The organism is Methylobacterium iners (assembly GCF_022179305.1).
GTDB lineage: Bacteria > Pseudomonadota > Alphaproteobacteria > Rhizobiales > Beijerinckiaceae > Methylobacterium > Methylobacterium iners.
In genome coordinates this window covers 1-20,576 of record NZ_BPQP01000100.1, presented here as the reverse complement: position 1 = coordinate 20,576, position 20,576 = coordinate 1, and the positions used below count along the sequence as shown (strand labels likewise).

Annotated in this window: 19 protein-coding genes and 1 pseudogene; 14 read left to right on the top strand and 6 right to left on the bottom strand. The window is 63.8% G+C overall.

The window, feature by feature from the left end; translation table 11 throughout:
* Positions 1-2 precede the first annotated feature (2 nt).
* The 10 genes and pseudogenes from MFF55_RS24615 (at position 3) to MFF55_RS24570 (ending at position 12,054) form a co-directional block, all read left to right on the top strand.
* Positions 3-515: a hypothetical protein gene (locus tag MFF55_RS24615; RefSeq protein WP_238246750.1), complete on the top strand. Its 513-nt coding sequence runs from the start codon at positions 3-5 to the stop codon at positions 513-515.
* Between the two features lie 85 nt (positions 516-600).
* A complete protein-coding gene (locus MFF55_RS24610; protein WP_238246749.1) occupies positions 601-1,113 on the top strand; it encodes a hypothetical protein in 513 nt (170 codons plus the stop codon).
* A 90-nt stretch (positions 1,114-1,203) separates the two neighbouring features.
* A complete protein-coding gene (locus MFF55_RS24605; RefSeq protein ID WP_238246748.1) occupies positions 1,204-2,316 on the top strand; it encodes an ATP-dependent DNA helicase in 1,113 nt (370 codons plus the stop codon).
* The gene (locus tag MFF55_RS24600) at positions 2,313-4,121 is read left to right on the top strand and encodes an efflux RND transporter periplasmic adaptor subunit (RefSeq protein WP_238246747.1); all 1,809 of its coding nucleotides are present in this window, start codon (positions 2,313-2,315) and stop codon (positions 4,119-4,121) included. The genes MFF55_RS24605 and MFF55_RS24600 overlap by 4 nt, the downstream gene beginning before the upstream one ends.
* Before the next feature lie 230 nt (positions 4,122-4,351).
* Positions 4,352-4,717, top strand: coding sequence for a hypothetical protein (locus MFF55_RS24595; protein WP_238246746.1), 366 nt, complete (start codon positions 4,352-4,354; stop codon positions 4,715-4,717).
* Between the two features lie 618 nt (positions 4,718-5,335).
* Positions 5,336-6,574, top strand: a complete 1,239-nt coding sequence (locus MFF55_RS24590; protein ID WP_238246745.1) for a PGN_0703 family putative restriction endonuclease — start codon at positions 5,336-5,338, stop codon at positions 6,572-6,574.
* Positions 6,575-6,869: 295 nt separating this feature from the next.
* On the top strand, positions 6,870-8,093 hold the full coding sequence (locus tag MFF55_RS24585; protein ID WP_238246744.1) for a hypothetical protein: 1,224 nt from the start codon (positions 6,870-6,872) through the stop codon (positions 8,091-8,093).
* 215 nt (positions 8,094-8,308) lie between these two features.
* The gene (locus MFF55_RS24580; RefSeq protein WP_238246743.1) at positions 8,309-9,163 is read left to right on the top strand and encodes a hypothetical protein; all 855 of its coding nucleotides are present in this window, start codon (positions 8,309-8,311) and stop codon (positions 9,161-9,163) included.
* 111 nt (positions 9,164-9,274) lie between these two features.
* A complete protein-coding gene (locus tag MFF55_RS24575; RefSeq protein WP_238246742.1) occupies positions 9,275-10,132 on the top strand; it encodes a hypothetical protein in 858 nt (285 codons plus the stop codon).
* A gap of 674 nt (positions 10,133-10,806) precedes the next feature.
* Positions 10,807-12,054 (top strand): annotated as a pseudogene (locus MFF55_RS24570) (T6SS phospholipase effector Tle1-like catalytic domain-containing protein).
* Positions 12,055-12,447: 393 nt separating this feature from the next.
* On the opposite strand, the gene MFF55_RS24565 reads toward MFF55_RS24570, so the two are convergent.
* From MFF55_RS24565 to yhhA, 4 genes are read right to left on the bottom strand one after another with little or no spacing between them, the layout of a single operon-like run.
* Positions 12,448-13,356: an aKG-HExxH-type peptide beta-hydroxylase gene (locus tag MFF55_RS24565; RefSeq protein ID WP_238246741.1), complete on the bottom strand. Its 909-nt coding sequence runs from the start codon at positions 13,354-13,356 to the stop codon at positions 12,448-12,450.
* Complete coding sequence (yhhC, locus tag MFF55_RS24560; RefSeq protein WP_238246740.1) at positions 13,356-13,943, bottom strand: cyclophane-containing peptide 2OG-Fe(II) oxygenase YhhC; 588 nt, start codon at positions 13,941-13,943, stop codon at positions 13,356-13,358. Before yhhC ends, MFF55_RS24565 begins: the two co-directional genes overlap by 1 nt.
* Complete coding sequence (yhhB, locus tag MFF55_RS24555) at positions 13,943-15,064, bottom strand: cyclophane-forming radical SAM/SPASM peptide maturase YhhB (protein ID WP_238246739.1); 1,122 nt, start codon at positions 15,062-15,064, stop codon at positions 13,943-13,945. Before yhhB ends, yhhC begins: the two co-directional genes overlap by 1 nt.
* Positions 15,065-15,081: 17 nt before the next feature.
* Positions 15,082-15,255, bottom strand: coding sequence for a YhhA family cyclophane-containing RiPP (gene yhhA / locus MFF55_RS27245; RefSeq protein ID WP_373874866.1), 174 nt, complete (start codon positions 15,253-15,255; stop codon positions 15,082-15,084).
* 298 nt (positions 15,256-15,553) lie between these two features.
* Between yhhA and MFF55_RS24550 the strand changes: the two genes are divergently transcribed.
* A complete protein-coding gene (locus MFF55_RS24550; protein WP_238246738.1) occupies positions 15,554-17,038 on the top strand; it encodes an AAA family ATPase in 1,485 nt (494 codons plus the stop codon).
* A 571-nt stretch (positions 17,039-17,609) separates the two neighbouring features.
* Positions 17,610-17,819 carry a hypothetical protein gene (locus tag MFF55_RS24545; RefSeq protein WP_238246737.1) on the top strand — a complete coding sequence of 70 codons (210 nt, stop codon included), beginning with the start codon at positions 17,610-17,612 and terminating at the stop codon, positions 17,817-17,819.
* A 366-nt stretch (positions 17,820-18,185) separates the two neighbouring features.
* On the opposite strand, the gene MFF55_RS24540 is transcribed toward MFF55_RS24545, so the two are convergent.
* Positions 18,186-18,449 carry a helix-turn-helix domain-containing protein gene (locus MFF55_RS24540; protein ID WP_306421473.1) on the bottom strand — a complete coding sequence of 88 codons (264 nt, stop codon included), beginning with the start codon at positions 18,447-18,449 and terminating at the stop codon, positions 18,186-18,188.
* A gap of 124 nt (positions 18,450-18,573) precedes the next feature.
* Here MFF55_RS24540 and MFF55_RS24535 point away from each other — a divergent pair, with 124 nt between their 5' ends.
* The gene (locus MFF55_RS24535) at positions 18,574-19,047 is read left to right on the top strand and encodes a hypothetical protein (RefSeq protein WP_238246736.1); all 474 of its coding nucleotides are present in this window, start codon (positions 18,574-18,576) and stop codon (positions 19,045-19,047) included.
* Between the two features lie 66 nt (positions 19,048-19,113).
* Positions 19,114-20,259 carry a hypothetical protein gene (locus MFF55_RS24530; RefSeq protein ID WP_238246735.1) on the top strand — a complete coding sequence of 382 codons (1,146 nt, stop codon included), beginning with the start codon at positions 19,114-19,116 and terminating at the stop codon, positions 20,257-20,259.
* 87 nt (positions 20,260-20,346) lie between these two features.
* Here the strand turns inward: MFF55_RS24530 and MFF55_RS24525 are convergent.
* Positions 20,347-20,576 (bottom strand): hypothetical protein (locus MFF55_RS24525; protein ID WP_238246734.1); only part of this gene is annotated, 230 nt, incomplete at its 5' end.

The following is a 20,576-nucleotide window of genomic DNA, read 5'->3' as shown; positions in this document are numbered from 1 at the left end:
CCATGACGAACCCCTTCATGGCGGCCGTGCTGACCGGCGTCGTGGCCGAGAACCAGACCCGTGCGCGCCTTCTGCGGCACGTCTCGCGCGGCCACGACCGGCTCGCCGGCCAGGCGTCGCCAGGCCAATCGACTGCGGCATCGGCAGCCGCCGAGATCTTCGTCGCCGCCACGCTGCTGGCCCACGCACGCGCGTCCGAATTCGACCTCCAGGCGCTGAGCGAGACGCGTCTGACCGCCTGCCTTCTGCGCACCTCCCCATTGGCGTTCGAACTCAGCCTGCGCCTCTACCTCGGCATCCTCCTCGACGTGGCGGCGATCCTGCATCCGGCGGTCACGCTCGAGCGGCTCTCTGTCCAGGCCGGCACCCGTCTCGGCTGTCTCGACGAGCCCGGAACCCTCGTCCTGCTGTATGCCGCCCATCAGCTTAACGAGGCGCTCGAGTTCGGCAGCACTACCCGTGTCCTCCGGGCCGCCGTTCGTCTCTGCCGTTGCCTGCAGCCGTCGACCGCCTGAGCCCCTGCAAGGCCGCCATCCCCTAGCCGGCGGCCAACGACCCTCTCATCCCCCCACCCCGCTCCTCGACTACCCGGAAATCATCATGCCGATCCTCACGCCCTGCTCAGCCGTACTCGCGAAGATGGACCCCCCTTCGCCCCGCGAGCGCCTGATCACCCGCATCGCCGAGGACGCCTGCAGGCTTGAGCGAGGTGCCCGTCGCGGCCCCGCCGCACGCGCCGCTGTGGCGCGGATCCTACTCGCTTGCGCGCGGCTGGCTGCCGCACAGGCCCGCGACCGCCGTCTTGCCCAGCTCACCCAAGCCATCGAGCGTGCGCAGGAGGCCGGCTACGACAGCTACGAGCGAACCTGCGCCACCTGCGACTTCATCCGGGCTCTCGGCACGGCTGCCCAGCTGCCCAACCCGGATTGGCTGCTGGCGCGGCTTGGGGCGACGATCATCGACACGATGGTTGATCTGCCAAGGTCGGACTGGGACGCTCTGCTGCACCGCGCCGGGCGCTTCGTCGCCCTCTTCGAGACGGCGCGGCCGCAGCAGGCCCTCTCCGCGATGGCGAGTCTGCTGCGCGGCAGCCGCGCCCAGCAGCTCGCCTGAGAGTCGCCCTGGGCCTTCGGACCGGCACGCGGGTGGAGACGGCTCGAAGCACTCTCCTCACCCCGCGGCCCATGTCAGCGAACCACCACAATGAGCGCCCCCGATCTTACCTACAGCCCCGAGCAGATGGCCGCCCTTGAGAAGGTCCAGGCCTGGCTGCGTACGCCTGGAGCGCCGCAGGTCTTCCGCCTGTTCGGCTACGCCGGTACCGGCAAGACGACGCTCGCGCGTGCAATCGCAGCTGACCTGCCGCGCGTGGTTTTCGCCGCGTTCGCCGGCAAGGCGGCGTCCGTCCTGCGGGCGAAGGGCTGCGGCGACGCCATGACCCTCCACAGCTTGCTCTACCGGCGCGTCACCGACGATCTGACGCGGCAGCCCCGCTTCGTCCTGAACGAGTTCAGTGAGCTCGGCACCAGCGCCTTGGCGATCATCGACGAGTGCTCCATGGTCGACGAGAAGCTCGGCAAGGACCTGTTGAGCTTCAATCGGCGCATCCTCGTCCTCGGCGATCCCGCGCAGTTGCCGCCGGTCAAGGGCGGCGGCTTCTTCACCAATGCCAAGCCGGACGTCCTCCTGACGGAAATCCACCGGCAGGCTGCCGGGAACCCCATCATCGCTCTTGCCACGCATGCCCGGCAGCGCCGCCGGCTCGAACCCGGGCGTTACGGCGACAGCGCCGTCCTGTCCATCCTCGAGCTCGACGTTGACACCGTGCTGGCTGCCGATCAGGTCCTGTGCGGCCGCAACGACACGCGCCGGCGCCTCAACACGCGCATCCGCGAGCTCCAGGGCCAGCGTGAACCCTGGCCGGTCGTTGGCGACAGGCTCGTCTGCCTGGCCAACCGCGCCAGCAGCGGCCTCCTCAACGGTGAGATCTGGCTCGTCGAGGCCGTGCTGCCGCAGGAGGACCCGCGCGTCATCCGGCTGGCGATCCGCTCCGAGGACGGCAGCGTCGGCGGCAAGGAGGTCAGCGTGCACGAGGCCCTCTTCAGCGGCGAGGAGCACACGCTCATGGACAAGGAGCGCCGAGGGCTCCATGAGTTCACGTTCGGCTACGCGCTCACCGTGCACAAGGCGCAGGGTTCGCAATGGAACCGCGTGGTCCTGTTCGATGAGGCCGACGCCTTTCGCGAGGACGGCTCGCGCTTCAGATACACCGGCGTGACCCGCGCCGCCGAGACGATCAGCGTGGTGCTGCCGTGAGCCCGGGCTGCGACGCTACGAGGCCGCACACCCTCACCATCACGGGGACGCCGGGCCTGGATGCCGACGCGCCGGTCGTGGCGCACGCCTCCGGCCCCGGTCGCGTCGTCGAAGTGTTCCGGCGGACCGGTGCCCGCGTGGACCGCAACGAGCCCATCCTGCGTGCCATGGATCCGGAGACGTCAGACGACGGTCCCGGTAGGTTCGTCACCACGCCGGTTGCAGGCCTGCTCCTCTCGGCGCCTACCGTTGGCACCTGCTTCGCTGCCGACACAGCCTTGTTCCAGGTCCTCGGCCACGCTGTCGTGACGCTGCAGCTCCACCCTTACCACGGGCCCATCGACCGGGAGAGCATCACGCGCTGCACGGTGCGCAGCGGGGCTGGCACCTGGTCGGCGACCCTGCGCCGCTTCGAGGAGCGCCCCGAAGGACCCCGCCTGCAACTTGCCGTAAGTGATCCCGACGGCCGCCTGCCGCTGGGCGCATCAGTCACGGTAGAGGTGGCGGTGGAGCCGACGCCGGCCATGGCCGAGGCGGTGTTCGCGGCTCGCCGGGCCGCCCGGCCCTACAAGCTGCCGCCGCGCGGGCTCGAGCGCGTCTATCTTGGGCTTGCAACGCCAACGGCACCCCGGACTGTCGCAACAGCCCCCCAGGGTCGCCGAAGACCGTACGACCCGGCGCGGGCGTTCGAACGGCCCCGCCCCCCGCGTGATCCCGCGCCCTTCGCTCTGATGGGGGACGTGAGCCGGCACGCCGCGAAAGCCCATCGCAGCGCACTGGGACTTTCGCCGGATGCCTGGCGCCGGCTCAAGATCGGGGTCTTTGCCGCACGCAGCGACCGGATCAGCGATCACGTCAATGCAATCGCGCGCATCGAACGCATCACCGCGGGCGCGCAGGCGCACCAGCTCACAGCCGCAGTTGCGGGCACGCTGTCCTATGCGCCGGGCCTGGCACCGGGCGACGTGGTGGCCCCCGGCCAGCGTCTCGCCACGATCCAGGTCACGCTGGAGATGCTGGCGGCCCAGGAGGCCTACCTGGCCGCGCTCACGCCCAGGGCAACGGAGGCAGAACATCTGCGCGACGCGCTCGGCGCGCTCGGCCTCGACGCGGTTCATCTCAACACCCTGCGCCGCCGGCAAATGTCGTTCGCGAAGATCTCCCTCGTTGCGCCCCTCGCGGGCATGGTGGAAGATCTCACCGCGAAGCCGGGGGAAGTCGCAGCGAGCACCACGCTGCTGACGCTCACGCCGGCCAACACCGCCTTTGCCGTGCTCCACCTCGACCCGGCCGAATTCGAGCGCCTGTCGCCACAGGTAGGCGCCCGCTGGCGGAATGAGAATATGGATCGCCATCCGGAGGCCGGTCTGCCCCTCCTCGAGGTCCAGGCCGTCCAGCGCGAGGACGGCAACGAACGGATCAGGGTCCGCCTCCCGCTTCCAACTTCGCTGGCTGCGTCGGTCCCGGCGGGCCTGCCCTGCCTGCAGCTCGACACGCCGGACACGCGCCGGGACGCCGTGCTGGTACCGGCGGATTGTCTCGTGACCCTCGGTCGCTCGCAGGAGGTCCTGCTGCAGATCGGTGCCGGGCAGCTGCGCCCGACGAGCGTGGCCGTGGGGCTCGCCGCCGACGGCTACGTGGAGATCACCGACGGCGTGCAGGCGGGCGACAGCCTGGTACGAGACTTGGCAGCACTCTCGCGCGAGGATCAGCGCATCCGTGCCTTGATGGCTGGTTTCTGGGATCCCAGTCCCAGGCGGGCTCGACGGCCAAGTACGGAGCAGCCCTTCAATCCCCTGCTATAAGTCCGCCGCCGCTCCGCAAATCCCGCCCTCACCTGAACGCCTTCGCTTACATCGCTGATCAGAGTGCTCGTCGAAGGCACAGGGCGAACAGGCGTCCGTCGCGAGGCCTGCACGTCCGTCGATCCAGACCCGGCAAACTTTCGTTGTCAAGACTATATACCTAGTTGCTCGTAGGATATCGCCGGCGCTGCTGCCCGACGGCTTTGCTGCGAGCTAGCAGGGAGACTCTCATGGCACGCCGCTCCAGCCCGCCCGCGCACGTCCTCTACCCGCGTGGTCGCGTCATCCAGCCCAACGACACGAGGGAGATGACCGAGGCCATCGTGTTCCTCTCACGCAACAAGGTTCGCTTCCAGCGCACCTCGTCAACGCAGCTCAAGGTCGACTGCTGGAACTACTACCCGCGGCGCGGCACCATTCTGCGCGACGGCGACACAGGGCTGCTGGCCGAGCGTGGTCTTCAGGCCTTCGCTCAGATCCTCGGCCTTGAGCCTCCCGGTCCGGCGCACGTGTCCCAGGAAGCAGCAACGCGCCCAATCCCGGCGTGGTCCCGACCGGTCGTGCAAGAAACGCCGGTAGTCCCCCAAACCATCTAGGATCCTGCTCGTTGATCCGAACGCCCCTCCCTCAGATTGCAGTAGGCGGGGCGTTAACAAGTTCAGCTACATGCAACGACTTTCCGAGCAAGCAGGTAAGCAGAAAAATGACAGATAACGCTGTATGTCTACGGCGTCAATACAGTAGAAACTGAGTTGACTGCATGGTATTATGAAGAAGTGAGGAGAGGGAGAGAAGTGCAGGGGGAAGTGGGTGGAAGGTGGAGAAAGGGCGTGCGTGTGGGGAGGTAGGTGGAGGGAAGGCGGGAAAGCGGACGTGCGGAGTTCGCGGTAGAGGGAAGCCAGAGGTGGCGATCCGGTTGAAGGGGCCATACAGGAAAGCGGCAAGAGACGTTTGCAGGGACGGGGCGGAGCGTAGGTCTCTCAGCGCTCCCGTCATGCCGTTTCCAGTGGCGCGTGAAAATGGCTGTGGGTGACTAAAGCCAGGCGGCATGATGGAGTTGGTTCATCGCTGAGGTGAGGTCCAGATCCTAGCCCGAGCTCGAGCGCTCTCCTGACTTCGTCACCTCAAATTCCGGACCTCGCCTCTCAAGTTCTCGCCCGTCGACATGAAGCTGTCCCGGACCGCGCTTTGCGGCCGCAACCCGGGACCGTTCCATGGCCACGCACGCCCTCGCCCTTCCCGCTCCGCACCAGAATGACGCCGACCGCAGCCCTTCGTCGTCCACCCTGCCCGATCCAGGCTGCCTCGATCCGAGCCACCTCGGCCCGCTGCCGCAGATCCCGCTCATCCCCGAAGCGCTGCGGCGCCAGCACCACGTCTTCATCCCCGCCGACCATCGCTTCAAGGCAGCCGCAAGGTTTCTGCAGGCCCTCTGGCGTGAGGACCGCGATCTGCCCATCGGCACGCTCGGCGAGCCGCCAGGCCCGCGCCGCAAGCTCGGCTCGCTGATCAGCAGCAAGGCCGGCGAGCTCGGCGGGAACTTCATCGACCCGGAGATCCTGCCGGTGGTCAACCGCGCGCTGGTCTACCGCGAGCTCGGGGCCGTCTACGAACTCGACCGACTGAAGCTCAACCTTTTGAGCAGCCAGCCGCTCGTGTTCAACGCCTTCGGCCACCTCGCGCGGGATCTCGCTTTCGCCACCCGCTTCGTCGACGCGCTCCTGCCGGGCCTCATGGCGGAGGTCACGCACGTCCTCTTCGAGCACTCCCCCGGCCGCGGCGATCCTCGCTTCACGCAGGACGGGACGGCGTGGGACCTTGCCATCCGTGGTAGATCCGCCACCGGGCAGCGGGTCTTCATCGGCGTGGAGGCGAAGTACTCTGAGGGTTGCCAGGAGCCCCTCCCCCGCTTCTCCGGTCGCTGCGCCGAAATCGCGCCGACGGCCGGCCTGTTCGTCGACCCCGCCGATCCGCGTCTCTTCCGCAATCCCGTCCAGCAGCTACTTCGACAACATTGCTTGGGCGCCACCCTGCTCGATGCCGATCTCGCCGACACCGCCATGCAGCTGCTCATCGCGCCGGCCCACAATCATCTCGTCACGGCGGCAGCAGCGAGCTACGCCCGCCTACTCAGCGACCCCGTGCAGGGCCGCATTCCCTTCATCTATCTCACGCTCGAGCAGGTCTTCGCGGCCCTTGCGACCGCCGGCCGGCCGGACACGGCGCGGGCGCTACACCGCCGCTACACCGACCTCTGGTTGATCGACGGCGAGCTCGGTCTCGAGGAGGCGCCTGCCCCCGCCTCGGCGGCACCGGCTGCTGCCGCGCCAACGCCTGCCGTCATCAACCACCCAGAGGCGCCCTCCCCCACCGCGGGTTCATCGCTTCGGCCTACGGCGACCCAACGGACAAAACGCTCCGCCAAAGCGCGGTCGGCAGCGACGGCAGCCTGACCAACGCTGCGCGCAGGAGGCCCGACGCGTCATCAGCACAGCGGGCTTCCTGCCACTCTCCTGCCGTTACCCTGTCTGCAGCCATCATCCTGTGCTCCACCTGCGGCGCATGCTTCTCCGCAGTCACCGCGCGCGAACATGAAGCCTATGTCAAAGCAGTTTCTGGTCAATCTTCATCGATAACGCTCTACCTCGAGGCACACAAGACTATAGATACTTTGCCTTATCACCTGTTATGACTTGCATTCATCCAGAGCAGATCTGGTGGTAAGCACATGTCTAAGGGTCTAACGGCATGATCGAGAACACTTTCGTAGTTCATCCGCATACGGGAGATCATCCCTCCGCCACCACCGAGGGCGTCGAAGGTGCATCCGCGGGGGTGTCCGCAGCCGTCTCCTCCGCGCGCGTCCCGGTGTCCTATCGCGTCACCCTCGACCGCCTCGTCCTCGAGCAGATCTACACGGCCATCCAGGCGCCCCGCGACGCGGAACCCGTGCCCACCCACGTCTGCTTGCAGCCGGACGCGCTGACACTCAGCACCGTTTGGGACGGTGCCCGCTTCACATCCACCATGGGCCTGAGGCGCCCCCGAAACAACCTGCCCGCGAGCGGTCTCACCCTAAGCGTGAGCGAGGCGCTTGCCTTGGTAAACCGCGCGGAGCATCTCGGACGCGTCTCGTCCGTCGCAACCGTGAGGCGCCTCGATCTGGTTCTCGAGCCGGCGCTTGGACGCGTCACGATCGCGTCTGGAGGCAAGACCGCGGTGGTGACGGCCGCGTTCGAGACGGCACCAGACTACATCCACGCACTGCGCGGGATCGACGTTCGGCTGCGCAGCGCATCCTACGATCTGACGCCGCGAGGCGACCCCCACGACGCCTCTACGCGCTCTGTCGGCGCACAGGGCGGACGCAACCCCACCGCGCTTGTCAGCTGCGGCATCCGCTGGCCGGCCTCGCTCCTGGCCCCCGACTTCCCGCTCGGCGCCCTCGCCCGCGTCCTCGCGCACCCGAGCGACCTGCTCGCCCGCCCACAGCCACCCAATCCCCGCCTGTTGCTCGATACCTCCGAACTCCACGCGACCCTCGGTCCGCCCGCGACGCCCGGCGAGGATCGCGCACACGAGGATCAGCTCAACGGTGCCTGCCGCGTGTACTTCGAGATCAAATGGCCCGTGTTGTTTGCCTGCCTGCGCGCCAGCGGCGGCATCCCCGAGCATGGCGTTGACGTCGCGCTGTCGTGGCATAGCGCAGCCTCGGAGATGCTGTCCCTCGATCTCGCCCCGGGTTCCGGACTGCGGGCACCCGGCGCACCGCCGGCCAAACGCTCGCGCCTGCCCTTCGTGCATCTGCTGTCGGACACGCTGCGGTGGCTCCTCGCCACAGCGGAAGACAGCGACCGCCTCCTGATCGGCCTGCGGCGCGGCAAGGCGGCCAGCGTCCTCCTGGCCCGAGGCTCCGGCGTCCCCGCGTTCGTCACCGCGCCTTCGACGGCCACAGCGGACGGGTTGAACTGATCCCCGACCATCGCTGCGGCGGACCCTCTTCAGCCGTCGACCACCAACACCGCGCCCCTCCGTCGGCGCGACTGTCGTTCAGCGCCTCCGGTGCTGACCGCAATCAGTGCCCAACAATCGGTCTGCACCTTCACCGAACATCCGTCCCGGCACTGGTCCCGAGGCCGGACCGGTCCTTAGCCCCGTCCACCCCACCCAGAAACCTGGAGCCCACCATGTCCGACGCGCCATCCTCCGCCATCGAGGTGCCCGCCAATGTCTCCGACGATGACGTCCGCACCCTGGGCCGCGCCACGCTGCCGCCCCTGCTCGCCGCCTTCGCCGCCGCGGCGGACGACCCGGTCACCCCCTACCCTGTCGTGCGCGACCGTGCCCTCGACGTTCTTCGCGTCAGCGCCGGCTGCGTCGCCTGGCTTAGCCCCTACGAAGTGTTCCGGGAGTTCGACAAAGTCACCTTGACCTTCATGAGCCATCCTTGCGTCGACAAGGTGACGCACGAGACCCTCTGGTTTGCCCCCGACGCGCTCCACCTGCCGATCCGCCTCGCCCAGCGCGAGCTCGGCCTGTCCGTCGACCGCGTGCTGAACCGCCGACTGCGCGCCGTCATCGAGCTCGGCCTGCTGCGCTTCCTCGTGGTCGAACCCGACATCCACTTCGAGCCGTTCTCGAGCCTCTGCGGACAGTTCGAGTGGGCCTTCCACCTCGGGGACCCGGCAAACGCGACCGCGGCCGTCGACCGCCTCCGCGACCTGCTCTGCGTCGTCCCGCACCAGGCCGTCTACCCGCGGGCGCCGGACGCCGCTCTCTGGCCTCGCTTCTCGCTCCGCCGCTACCTGGCGCGCCTGCCGCAGGAATGGGGGTGTGGCGGGTACGACGAGAAGATCGCGGAGCTCGAAGCTCGCCGCGGGACGCTGCAGGGCTGTGGGTCCTGGGACGTCGAGCGCGAAGACTGGCTGGAGGACCGTATCGCGCAACTGCTCCACGAGTGCGGCCAGTGGCGTTCGACGGACGCCGACACCCCGCCCGCAGAGCTCGAGCCGCAGCGCCGGTACTCCGTGCCGAAGGCGTAGTCCCGTGTGTAGCGGTGTTGCCTCACGCGACTCGCGCACCCGTGACCCCGAAAAAGTTCGCTTCGACCGCTACAGACCGGCTGAAACCTCAACAGACTGGAGATTACCTCCATGCACCGCCATCCGACGAACGTCGTCACCCTCCTCACCAGCCCCGTTCCGCGCAAAGAGGAGCAATGCCGTAGCTGGGCTCGTGTGACGCTCACACGGCAGCTCGCAGCCTTTCGCGCCGCAACCAGTGATCCCGCTGTGTCCCTCGCTCCCGCGCTCACGCGAGCCTTCGACATCTTCAGTGTCTGTGTCGGCTACCTCGCTAGGGTATCGCCCATCGTCGCAGACTCCTTCATCCACGATGTCGAAACCTTCGACGAGGAGCTGCTGGAGGACTCCGGCACCCAGACGCTCACCTATCGCTTCGTCTACACACTCGCCCATCCACTGCTCGAAACGGCTTCCACATTGCGGCTACACCAGCTCAAACGCGCCGTTCCACGCCTTCGTCAGGTTCTCTACCAAGCCGCCCTGCTCCACTTCGACAAGGATCCCGAGCTGAACCCGTTGCGTGCCAACGCATGGTGCTGGACGCTGCATCAGCATTTTGAGGAGGGCCGGCCCGAACGCACAATGGCTCATGTCTCGACACTGCATGAGACACTAAGAACAGCCTTCGACGGCAGTGCAGGTCCGACGCTGCAGCTTGTGATCGATCCTTACCAACCTCCGCCAAAGTGGGACAGCGTCGAGCCCGTCATCGAGGACGGCAGCAAGATCGAAATGGAGACACAAGACTACGAGCAGTTCCTTGCCCGTCTGCAGCACCGGCGGGACATGATGCTTTTTGCCCCTACATCCGCGCCTGCCGACATCGAGCTGATTGACGGGCAGGTCGCTGCGCTTCAGCACCGACTTCGCCAAACGCGTCAGCAGAATGCCGAGGTTCGTCGGCAATGCTTCTGCGTCAGCAGTTGATTGCTTTCCTGGAGCCTTAGCCGTCGCCGCAAGCGTGAGCACGCTTCCGACCCCGACAAGGTGAAATCATGGTCGGCAGCGAGAAGCTGACACAATGCGCTGCTGCGGAACTTCTCAAATTGACCGATTGTGTTGAAAAACTCGGCGGTGGCCACTTTGACCGCAACCGGCTCATCACGCAGAGGAATAAGCTTCTCTCCAAGATAGAGCTCTGTCGCTGATGCACGGATCTTCAGAGATCCAGAGGAATGTTCTTCTCCTGCGAGCTTCGTCAAATGTGCCAATTCAACGGCGTCCCGAGTTTTTCAACACAATCGACCCATTGCCGACCTTGCGAGTGTCCGCTCTAGGGCGGGCTGATCCGGCAGTCCTTGCGAACCAGCGGTTTGACCCAAGCCGACACTGGAAAGACCGGCTCCGGGCAGGTCTTGTCGAACCTGACCTTGTCTGAGTGGAAACCGAGCGGTTCGCTTCGAGGAGGCAGCCTAATCTGATACGATCACCCGTTGCAGACTCGCACCCAAACCGGCTTCATCGCCGTCTGGCTGTACGCAATCCGTCTGTAACAAGAAGCTGTGGTCGCGACGGTGACCCCGTCGGTCATTGTGAATGATCTGAACAATATTGCGTACTCTCACATTCTGGGAGTCTGCCGCACGCTGGTGTTTCCCAAAATGAGAAATTTAGTTATCTGCTGCGATGGCACTGGAAACGAGATCGGGGAAAACATCTCGAACGTGCTGAAGCTATATCGCGTTATCCGCAAGACGGAAAAGACCAGTCCTCGGCAAATCGTCTTTTACGATCCCGGGGTCGGAACTCTGGCAAGACCCAATCCCTGGATCAAGTTCAAGCAAGACACCGTCACAGTACTGGGCCTTGCCACAGGCTTCGGCCTAGATGACAACGTTCTCAAAGCCTACAATTTTCTCATCAACAACTATCAGGAGGGTGATCAAATTTTTCTATTTGGGTTTAGCCGCGGTGCTTACACGGTCCGGGTTCTAGCGGGCTTGATTCACAAGGTCGGCCTGCTGGCTCCCGAACAGTGTCACCTGGCGGACGCAGCCCTCACAGCTTACAAGCAGGCCAGCTCGGCGCCGCTCCGTGACCAAGATCACGAGAACCTAGTGCCTGCCACGATCGACGAAGATGACGATCGTCAGGCGCCATCCGCAACCCCTGACGATCCCGCCTCGCAATTTGCCCGCATAGTTTCGAGTAGATGGCCCACGATCCGATTTCTAGGCGTTTGGGACACCGTTGCCAGCGTTATCGTGCCGCGCCGAGACCGCTTCTATGCATTCAGCCTCGAAAAGCTTGCCTTCACTCAGGCCAATCCCAGCGTCAAGGTGTTCCGTCAAGCCATGGCAATCGATGAGAGGCGTCGAATGTTTCGCCTCGAGCCCTGGAAAGAACCGCAAACGTTCATGCGCAACCGTTTTAGCCCAGCGAACAACGCGGAACCGCAGGATGCGCTCCAGGTTTGGTTCGCGGGCGTTCACGCCGATATCGGGGGAAGCTACCCTGAAAGCGAGAGCGGCTTATCGAAATTCCCGCTAATCTGGATGATCTAGGAGGCCGCTAAGTTCGGGCTCACCGTGAGTACACAGACCTTCAACCAACTTGCCTGGGGCATCCAGCGGCAAGGTAGTCCCTTCAGTTACGTAGCGCCTGACATCACGAGTGGCCCACGCCAATCGATGACTCTCGCTTGGCGTCCGCTGGAGTGGGTACCGAAAGCGGACAGATTCAAGGAGTGGGAAACGCGCACCTCGCGATTCGGTTACTACATTCCGGCGGCAGAGCCCCGTGCGATCCCCGAGGGTGCAAACATTCACGAGTCTGTCTTCGCTCGGAAGGCGGCCGTGCCAGCCTACTCACCGGTTAATCTGCCATCAACTTGGCAAGTCGTCTCGTGAACGAGCATTCTCATGCAACCAGTAGTGCTTAGGGGGCCTTACGACAGCTAAGAAATGTGAATTTTGGCCGCTCCACGCATTCGGCTGGTTCGCGGTCGGCAGAAGAGCGGTAAGCCCGCATCTACGCATGGCAACGCCCTGACGCTGAGAAATAGGCTTTGGCAGTCCCCCGATGGCTTAACCCTTCGCACGCCGGACAGCATCAAGGCAGCGGGCACCAGGAATTGGACGGACTCGAACTTGGAGTCGAAATATGGGTCGACAGCGCCGCTCTCAGGCTGAACCGTTCGGGGGGAGCGCTAGTACTTCTTCCAAGGGCCGAACCAGACCCTTGTTAGACAGTCGGCCAAGTCTGCTCCTTTCAACCCGCATTTTTCAGACACGCCATCGGCCTCAGGGTGTCGTCGCGCCCACGACTCCGCAGTCCTGCATCAGGCAGCAGACGAAGCGTCGCCCCAAAGGGGTCAGATCGCGGCTGGCGCGCATATCGCCCGTCTCCGCAACCTCTTCGTCAATCGCGACTAGGCGCCTTTCGAGGTAGCGCTGCTCTTCGCGATCGCACCACCCAGCATGCAGCAGCGCTCGGAAAAAATCCTGAACTGCACGAAACACGTAGAGAGCATGCATCACTCCTCGCGCAGGCCGATGCGTGCCCGTCCAAGCGGAATGGTAACGCTCCGTCTCGCCAATCACGAGAGGAAAGCTTTCTTCAATCAGAGTGAGCTGCAGGTGCATGCACTCGTGCAGGATGGACTCGGCGAGCCGCAGCTCACCGTGAGCCTGGTTTGCAACGTCGATCCCCACGAAGATCGAGAACGGCACGGCAGGGTCGCTATAGCTGACATCGTATTCGGGGCCGTCCGGCTTAACGACGTGGACGGCAGCCAGCACGGCGCCGACTGCTCGCGCCGCGCCAGGCACTTCTGCCAGTCTTGCGAAAGCGCCCTGCAGGGCCTGGAAGGCACGTTCTGGCGCGAGTTCGCCGGTCTCGTGATATCTGAGCCCGATATCGGCGTACCGCGATGCTGTGGCTCCGTGTAGAAGCTCTAAACAGACTGGACTGGCGACGCCGAAAGCAGCAGGCAGGCTCAGTTGGCCAATCACATCGCGCTCAGCCCGGGCGTCTCTCCTGACGAAGCGCGTCGTCCCGTAGTTCGATCGGTCGAGCCCCACTGACTCCATCGAAACCCATTTGCTGCGCGCAAGCGGCGCCGCTAGACCGTCAAACCATCGCTCGAAAGGCTGGGTGAGGTACGCGTATATCGGCGGCGCAGAAGATGCCGCCACATCGCTCCCTGCCATCAGGCCGCCGCCTTTCGGAACGTGTACACAAGCGTATAACGCTCGCCGAAGTTGATCGACGAAACGGCGTGAAACGATCGGTGAGAGATTTCGAAGGCGAAGCCGCTCGCGTGGGCCGGCATGACTATGCTCTTCAGGCTCCCCGGATGCTCGTCCGCGAACAGCATCAGCAGGCCGCCGCGATCAGAGTTCCAGCCATCGTTGAGTTGTATCAGCAGCCGGTGCGTCTCCTCGCCGCTGTCGAGATAGTCATTGTGGATGCGTATCGTCTGGCCCGCGGTCAACCGATGCGCCGCGATATCGACGAGGATCAAGTCGGCAGCTACGCTGAAACTCGCCTGCAATTTGTCTCTCACGGCGCCAACGAATTCCGACATGGTCAAAGCTTCTGTGCTGCCGTCGAGATCGGCTGCGAGCAGTGAAAATTCGTGCTGCTCATAGAAGCTCTCGACGCGCAGCACCCACGGCGCCTGGGTCTTCAACCATTCGAGCACTCCTGTGGCTGTAGTCGAATCGAGAATACCTGGCACCCGCATATGCGGGAACGGATCGTTCGAGAGCTTCGCGTTTGAAAAATTCGGCAGCATCAGGCGGCAATCCCCCGACGGGCCAAGTGCGCGCGCATGCTGTCAATGAGGTATCGTTGATCGGCGCAGAATACGCTCGAATTAGCAAAACCGTTTGATGCGCTCCACCGATGCGCCGGCATGCCGCCCCCACAAACTCTCAAGTCCGAACAGGCGAGGCACGCGGGCGCAACTGGCAGTTGGGCATGATGATAGGCCGCAAACTCGCGTGAAGAGACAACCTCGCTAAGATCGTGCGTCAGCACCGACCAACTCGTTTGGAAACGGTCTCCGCTCCTGGCACTCTTCAGCGTATCGTTCTTGTTGACGCTTCCGTCCGTATCGATGACCAGAATCCCGTACGAGTTGAGCCCAATTCCTTCCTTTTCGCCCTTTCCTCCAAGCAGGAGCTTCAGCATGTCGTCAAGCACGCGAATGCGCGTTGGCTTCGGATCGGCAAGATACACGTCGAGTAGCTGACTCATCCACTCGCCGTACTCCGTCGACAGGAGGCTCGCCTTGCCGACAGGCAGCACGTCGTGGTGGCCATCACGATAAAGGAAGTCGATGCTCGGCGCGCCGATCGACTTCAGGAATGCGTAGACCGAAGCGGGGTTTGCCTGCAGGTCAACCACAGCCAGCACGCCGGTGAACAGAGAGGCACCAGCCGGATGGGCGCGGAGTCGATCAATTGCGGCCGTGACGCGGCCATGCGAGGCACCTCCACGGCGGTCAGGACGATGCCGGTCGTGCACGGCTGCAGGGCCATCAATACTGACCGAGATTCCCACTTCGTATTCTGCGCAAATCGACAGGATCTCATCTGTCAGCAGCACGCCGTTGGTCTGCAGGTGGAGGGCGGAATCAAACGGCAGTGCTTTCTTCAGGACACGGCAAAGTTCAAGAAAGCGCAGTGCGCCGATCAAAAGCGGCTCGCCGCCATGGAACACCACGCTGAAGCCACGAGCTTGGGCGGCTGCAAGGGCCGCGAGCCGCTCCGCTACGGCGATTGTTACGGAAGGCTCCATGCGCTTCGGCTGGGTTCGCCATCCCTCGTCGCCCATACGATAGACATAACAGTAGCTGCAATCGAGGTTGCACCGGCTCGCGACTTTCAGGAGAACTGTGTCTATCGCTGTCATGAGAAGCGGTGCTGCGCTCACCGGTTGTGACGGTTGTGCATACGATTATAGGCGTGCGGAGCAGCAGGCTCCTCGTTTTGAACTTCTAGGAGCAGCCGTTCTAGGACCGCGCTTTCAAGCACGACGTTGTCACGGCCATCCTCCTCAACCTCAATGGCAACGCTATCGTCCAACCTCTTAGCCGCTTCCATACCAATACGCCTCCGTCGAACGGGAAAAATAGCTCAACCAGCGTACCCTTACCACCGTAGCTCATCGTTGACAAAGAAAAGCGCGGAAATAGGTACTCGCAAATATATCCTGGAAGAACGTTGGCGCGTCAAAAGCCATCATGTAATTCAGACAAAGTTTCTACCATATTTTTTCCGCGGGTACTTCGCCGCCCGCCATCATCTCCCGCCTAGCGCTTTTTCAAGCGGACCCATTAGGTCTCTCGCGCGCACAAGCCTAGCCTGTCGGCCTCGATACCCAGCCGCCGGACGACGCTCTATGAAGCACCGTAAGTGGCTGGACTTACACGCTCAGGCCGGACATCCTGCGGCGATGAGAAAGCCTCCGCCGGATCGCTTGCACTTCTGCTCCCTGACCCTCGAGAATGTGCGAGCGTTTGGGGCCGAGCAGACGTTGGATCTATCCGACGCGAAAGGAAGGCCCGCTAAGTGGAACTTGATTATCGGACAGAATGGTGTCGGCAAGACCACCATCATGCAAGCCCTAGCTCGAATGCGTCCCATCCCAAGCCTATTACAAGAATTCGTTGATAACACTGAAACAAAAGCCAGGGATATCCTGGAAGAAGCGCCGCGCGCGTCGGCCGCGCTTGTCAAGGGGGGCGATTTTGGCGACCCATTATGGACCCAGGCCGAACTATCGCAGCATGAGAATGACGAGATTTTTCGTTTCCTTAGGTCGCCAGGAGATGTAGTTGGCCAAATATCAGCCACCTTCGCTGGCCCAAAAGGCGTCAAAGTCGAGGTGGGCATGACCTGCGAAGGAAACGGCGAAGAGCTCACGAATGTTGAATTTAAACAGTTCAGACACGAATTGAGCTCGGAGGGCCCGCTCGTTATCGGCTATGGCGCATCACGACACATCGGCCATGCGAACGCAGCAATGATCGAGGGCCGTGACCCTACGGATTCACTGTTCAGCGAGAAATTCGACCTTTTTGATGCGGAAGAGCTTCTTGCTCGCCTTCATTACGCATCCCTGGCGTCTGGAACTAAGAAAGACGTGCAACGGCTGCAGGTAGTTAAAGACGCTGTTGCTGACTTGGTCCCGGATTTGGTAGTGAGGGACATCGATATCCGCGGCCCGCATGTGCCCGGACGATCCAGAGCGAACACGGGTGTGCAGGTCACGACGCCGTCGGCTAAGTTACCGCTTGCGAGCTTGAGTTTAGGTGCTCAAACTATGTTCGCTTGGACTGTTGACCTGGCATGGCGTATGATCAACGCGTACCCTTTGAGTGGCAAACCCCTACATCAAAGCGCAATAGTTCTAATGGATGAAATCGACCTTCATCTCCATCCCAAGTGGCAGAGAAGTCTAAGAGGCCATCTAGAGCGCCATTTTCCTAACATTCAGTTCATTGCAACCACACACAGCCCTATAACGGCACAGGAAACATTGGCTGCCGGAGGAAAAGTGGCTGTGGTTCGCTGGTGTGGGGAAGAGAGCGTCATAGACAATGATCCCATCGCTCCAAGAGAGTGGAGATTTGATCAGGTTTTGACAAGCGAGCTTTTCGGGTTTGAAACTTCCAGAGGCCCAGAGGCGGAGAGACTCCTTAAGGAAAGACGTTCTCTGCTTAGAAAGCGCAGGTTGTCTGACACAGACAAGGTGAGGCTACGTGAGCTGGACGAGTACGAGGCGTCGTTGCCAACAGCAGCCACTGTCGAGGATCAGGAATTCGAAGATTGGCTTCTCAAGCTTGGTCGACTTGAGGGCACCATAGCGCCGGACGATGATTAAGATCGGTCCGAAAGGCGCTGCACCAGACATCCTAACGAGTAGAGGCGCGGCCCTTGCTGCAGCTCATTGTGCCGCCTATGACCTGGAACCAGCCGCTTATCAGGTGAGCAGAAAGGCAGGTGGCAAGGAATTTGGGTTTGACGATAATGTCTATGCGCACTCAACCGTGAAAGGCGCTCTCGAGAGGGTACAACACGGAAAGTGCTGCTACTGCGAGGTGTTTATCCCTAAGCCGTACGCTTTCGGTCACGTTGAACATTGGCGCCCAAAATCATGGTCCCAACAGGCAAAGGGGAGGCCTCAGATCCGGCCTGGCTACTACTGGATGGCATACGATTGGGATAACCTGTTTCTGAGCTGCACGTTCTGTAATTCTTCGAATAAAGGTAATCAGTTCCCGCTTGAGGCCGCAAATGCGAGAGCTCGGGATCACCATCATAGGGTGTCAGTCGAGCGACCGCTTCTGCTGCGACCCGATGGCCCGGACGACCCAAGAGACCACATCGGCTTCCGAAGAGAGACACCATTTGGAAGAACACCCGAAGGAAGAAAAACTGTCGAGGTGCTCGGCTTGGATCGCATCGATCACGTCAAACGGCAGCGGAAGTTGGCAAAGCTAATTGTTTACCACAATAAAATCGTGAAGCACCATGGTGATAGATCCCCTCTGGCGGCCGAAGTCGTTGGTGAGGCGCGTGCCGCTTGGGCGGCGGCAATCCAGCCTGACGCTCCTTTCAGCGCGATGGCGCTGGCTTACCTTGAAGCGCACCCCCTTCCCTGAGTTAGCAGGGTGCGCGCAGGAGCGCCCGCCAGTGCGGTGCGTGGACCGGGTTGAGTCGTCGGCGGGTTTGTAAGGGCGCCTCTCACCAAGAAGCTTGGGCCATTCTTGGATCTGCAAGCGCCGAGCGCTTCCTGCGTCGAGCCTTGGCCAGAGACCGTTTCGGCATTCAGAGAGAGCATCGCAGATCGCTAATGAACGGGGTGGTGGGTTGGATGGAGGCCAGGTCACGGACACACCTGACGCTCGTTCGTGACCGCCTGTGCGATCAACACAGGTCCGCGCGGGCACGACCCAGCCGCGCCAGTTAGGTCCGCTTCCCGGCAGGGAGCCAATGTCCCCTCGTGGCGCACTGCTGCCGCGGAGACCTCACGCTCGCCGCCGCCCACCCGGCAGCGGCTGCGGCGGCGCCTCACCGGCCGCTGGCTCCACGAACAGCTCGCCGACAGGCGCGTTCAACGCCACAGCAAGCCTAGTGATGAGGTCCACGCTCGGGTTCTCGACCTGGCGCTCCAACCCGGAGAGGTAGGCCCGATCGATGCCCGCGTCGTGTGCGAGCGCCTCCTGGCTGAGCCCAGCCGCCACCCGCAGTCGCCGCAGGTTCCACGCCACCAAGGTCCGCCCGGTCATCATGACCGACAGGCAGCCTTCATGAGGCCTACCTAACCACTGGCTATAGCCAACATGAAAGGCTAAGCTCACCGCAACTTCGCGACGCCTGCCGTGAACCTCAGGCATCGCGACAAAGGGGAGCTTCATGCCCGAGACCGCCTCCAACTCCGGGCTCCTCGCCCGATTCAAGGCACGCTATGCCGCTAACCTCGCCAGGACCGGCGATGTGCGTCACAAGCAGCTCGCGGTGGCGGGCATCCTCCTCGGCGTCTGCCTGTTCGGCGCCTACAAGGTGATCTGGCGCCCCTCGGCCGGCGAGCGGTTCCCGATCACCATCACGCCCGGCGTCATGCCGGCCTGCGACAGCTCACCGAGCCGCCGGCTGCTACGGCAGGTGCTCGAAGCGCTGCCGGCGGCCAGGCAGGCCGGCGTCACGGTGGTCAAGCTCGGCGCCTTCACAGAGACCGGCTTCGTGCCCGTGACCGCCAAGGGCACGGAGATGCGCCTGTGCTCAGGCGACGTTTTCCTCACCTCGGGCCGGCACGACGTCGCCTTCACCCTGCAGTGGACGAGTTCGGCCAGGAACGAGCTCTGGATCGAGGCGGACGACCCCTTCTAGCACCCCGGCGTCGCCGCGTTCCGTCACTCCCATCACTCGCCACCCTCCGCGCCGGGAGGCGCCGTCATGACGCTCCTGTCCCCGTCGTTCATTCAGCCCCTCGCGAGGGTGATCCTCGGCCTTGCCGCACTGGCCGCAGCATCGATCGGCGACGCTGCCGAGGCGTCCCCGGACGCATCGGCCCGGCTCGAAGCGGCCCCCTGCCCTGCCGTCGACCCCGAGCTCTACGCGCGCCAGCGCTGGATCCCGGGGAGTCAACCCTATGGCATCCCGTTCGAGGCTTGGGATCGCGCTACCTTCGACGCGCTCAAGCGACGAATGACAGCCTGTGCCGATCCAGCCAATCGTCAGCGCACGCTCATGGTCCTACGCTACCTGGACGATCCGTACGGACCTTTGGCGCAGGTGAGCCGGCAGCTTGACGCACATCGCGCGACTGCTTCCCGCAACGCCGGTCTGGCCGACGAGATCCGTGCCGAGCTCGCGGCCGCCGCCAACGATCCGTCGCTGATCAACCGCCGCGCCCGCCTCGTGCGGTTGGCGACGAAGCTCGACACCGCACGCCTGCCCGCCGAGACGCAGCTCGCCCTGCGCGCCGAGCTCAATCGTGAGACAAGCGCGCTGGCTGCAGCCGAGGCGGCGCAAACTGAGGCTCGCGAGGCGTCGGCACGTCAGCAGCGTCTTGCCGAGGTGAAAGCGGCGGAGGACAGGCAACGGGAGGCGGCCAGGGCCGCGGCGGACCGCGAGGCGGGCGAGCAGCGTCAGCAGCCGCAGGCGCGCGAGCGAGCCGAGGCAGAGGCCAAGGCTGCCGACCGCTACTACGCGGGACGCCTTGCCAGCCTGTCGCCTGAGCTCGTGACGCTCCTCACCCGCAACCCCGCCCTGAAGGCGCCGTCGGCCCGAGCCGGCTTGCTCCAGATCACTGCCATCGTCGAGAGCCATGTGCTGGCGCTCGACACCTGCCGTGCGAGGCTGGGCGGGTACGTGGCCGAGTGGACGGAGCTGCAGCGACGGCTTGGCCTGATGCAGCAGGCGCTCCTGAGCTACTACGGCATGCCGCCGTCCGAACTCGCCCAGACCATGCGCCTGTGGCAGGCGCGGTGGGAAAACACCGGCATGTCCGCCGCGCTGAAGGAGGATCTCGACTTCATGCGCGAGACCTGTGGCGGCTCAGTGAGGGCAGCGGACAACCTGCTCGACTTCTCTCGTTGAGCGGTCCGTCGGCCGTGGCCATATCCGAACGCCCGCAAGAACGCATGCCTTGCCGTGAAGCTTCGTCACGACATCCGTGACGAGGCCTCATCCATGAACAAGATCCACGACGTACCGCTGCCTGAGGCTGCTCCCGCTCAGCGGCATCCGACCCGTCGGCATCTTCTCGCGCTCCTGGCTGGCGTGCATGTCCTCAGCGCAAAGCCAAGCCGGGCCGAGGCGGGCGCGACCGAGGCCACACCTGACGCCCTCCGGAGCAGCCTCAGGCAGCGGTACGTCGTGGATCTTGTTCATGGATGAGGCCTCGTCACGGATGT